At 39.4% G+C, this 2,432-nt stretch carries 2 protein-coding genes; both read right to left on the reverse strand.

Annotated elements, in window-relative coordinates; all coding sequences use genetic code 11:
• Positions 1–38: 38 nt before the first annotated feature.
• Positions 39–1,958: a tetracycline resistance ribosomal protection protein Tet(O) gene (gene tet(O) / locus WKT17_RS16130; protein ID WP_000691758.1), complete on the reverse strand. Its 1,920-nt coding sequence runs from the start codon at positions 1,956–1,958 to the stop codon at positions 39–41.
• Positions 1,959–2,324: 366 nt separating this feature from the next.
• On the reverse strand, positions 2,325–2,432 hold a 108-nt coding region (locus WKT17_RS16135; RefSeq protein WP_117468935.1), incomplete at its 5' end, for a TnpV protein.

Raw genomic sequence — 2,432 nt, forward strand, 5'->3', positions numbered from 1 at the left:
TCCTTTCAAATCTCATTTTATATGACTTTTGCAAGCTGTTAAGCTAACTTGTGGAACATATGCCGAACCTTATCTATACGGCTATTCGGGCGGCGGGGTTGGCAAATAAATTTACCAATAGCTGGCTGGTATCCTTTTAACTCTGTCAAGCAGACTCCCTGCCCATTTGTGAAATAAGTTAAATCGTTCCTGTATTCTTGAATACATCTAGCAGGGATTTCTCCTTTCAGAATGACCTCGTCATTCTTTATCTGAGTACTTACAATATCTGCACAATACCTTGGAGCATCATGATACGCCCGTGAGAGATATTCCTGCGGTGCATAAATTTCAAAGTGGAGATATGGCTCTAATAGTTCTGTCCCTGCTTTTTTTAAAGCCTGCTCCAATACGATAGGGGAAAGCAGCCGAAAGTCTGCGGGGGTACTTACAGGACTATAATACAATCCATATTCAAAACAGATTTTACAGTCTGTCACTTTCCATCCATACAGCCCCTGCTCGCAGCCATAAAGAACCCCCTCCATAACCGCATTTTGGAACGATTGATTTAAATATCCAAGTGAAACTCTGCTTTCATACTGCACTCCGCTTCCAATAGGGAGCGGCTCTATGGACAACCCGACAGAAGCCCAGAAAGGATTTGGCGGGACTTCTATGTGGATGGTATATTCTGCTTTTCTAAGCGGTCTTTCCATATATATAACAGTAGGCTCTTTTATTTCTGCCTCCACATGATATTTTTCCTCAAGGATGGCACAAATGACTTCCATCTGCACATTCCCCAAAAAAGAAAGTATAATCTCATGCGTTGTAGTATCCACATAATATTTTAAAAGAGGGTCGCCATCTGAAATTTCTGTAAGTGCCCCAAGCAATATTTCCCGCTGTTCAGATTTCTTTACTGCAATCGTTGTTTGGAGCATAGGGAGAGGATTTTCAATAAATTTTCTCTGCGGCAACAGTATTTCGTTCCCCAAAATACTGTTTAGCTGCAAAACATCATTTGGTAAAATTACAATATCACCAGAGCAGGCTGTATCGGATGAATATAATTCACCGTTTGTCGGAACACACATCTCTGTGATTTTTATTTTCTCTTTTTCAGATATTCTAATAACATCCCTCAAATGCAATGTTCCGCTATATATACGCACATAAACAAAACGCCGCCTTTTCTCTGAATATTCAATCTTAAAAACCTGCCCGCATAGTTCAGATTGACCTTCAGGCGTTGATGAATAAAATTTACTGGCAATTACTTCTATAAGCTGCCGAATCCCCAGATTGTTTTTAGCGCTTCCGTGATAAACGGGAAATAACGTTCCGTTTTGGAATCTCCTGTTTTCTTCCTGTTCCAGTTCTGACATTTTAAACGGTTTCCCTGACATATATTTCTCTAATAGTTCATCGTTTCCCATAATTACCGCATCCCACTGTTCCATATCGTCATTGTCCGTTACATTTATATGGGGATGCTGCCCAACCTTTTGCTTCACTATAATTTCCGAAGAAAGCTTTGCTTTCATTTCCCGATATACCATTGGCAAATCAATCCCCTCTTGGTCAATTTTATTGATGAAAAAAATTGTCGGAATCTTCATTATCTGTAGTGCATGAAACAGTATACGGGTCTGTGCCTGTATGCCATCCTTTGCAGAAACTAATAATACTGCTCCGTCTAATACGGATAAAGAACGGTATACTTCCGCCAAAAAATCCATATGGCCTGGCGTATCTATAATGTTGACTTTTACATCCTCCCACTGAAAAGATGTCACTGCTGTCTGGATAGTGATTCCCCTTTGACGCTCCAAATTCATTGTATCTGTCCTTGTTGTGCCTTCATCTACGCTCCCTAGTTCTGCAATTGCACCACTGGTATACAATAAACTTTCCGTTAATGTTGTCTTTCCTGCGTCAACGTGAGCCAGAATGCCTAAGTTAATTATTTTCATGTGATTTTCCTCCTATCAACACCCAAAAAAGGGCATAAAAATACCCAGTGATAAATACTCCTATCACTGGGTAAATAACTCCAATAGCCCCAAAACACTTATATGTTTTCGGGCATATAAAATTACATGATAAAAGTATTCTTAAACTGGGTACAAAAAACTAAGCCCCATATTAAAAGTGAAACGGGACTGCTACTTTTTGTTCCCACTATCAAATTGACAGTTTATTTAAGAATACCTTGCCGCATATTTATTAACTCCTTGTATAATACTGAATCTAATTATATTCCTTAACCCTTTATTTGTCAAGCTGACAAACTAAAGCAGAAAAAGCGGCAGGATTTCCCCCTGCCACTAATCATCTGTTTATGCAAAAATAATTTCCTTTTCCACAATCTCCCTCGCACAAGCCCTTATGTTATTGAGGCATCCTGTCCATTCTAAGGCGTTTTCTGCCTTTAGCTGTTCCGTTAT

Source organism: Blautia sp. HCN-20427 (genome assembly GCF_037890365.1).
Lineage (GTDB): Bacteria > Bacillota > Clostridia > Lachnospirales > Lachnospiraceae > Blautia.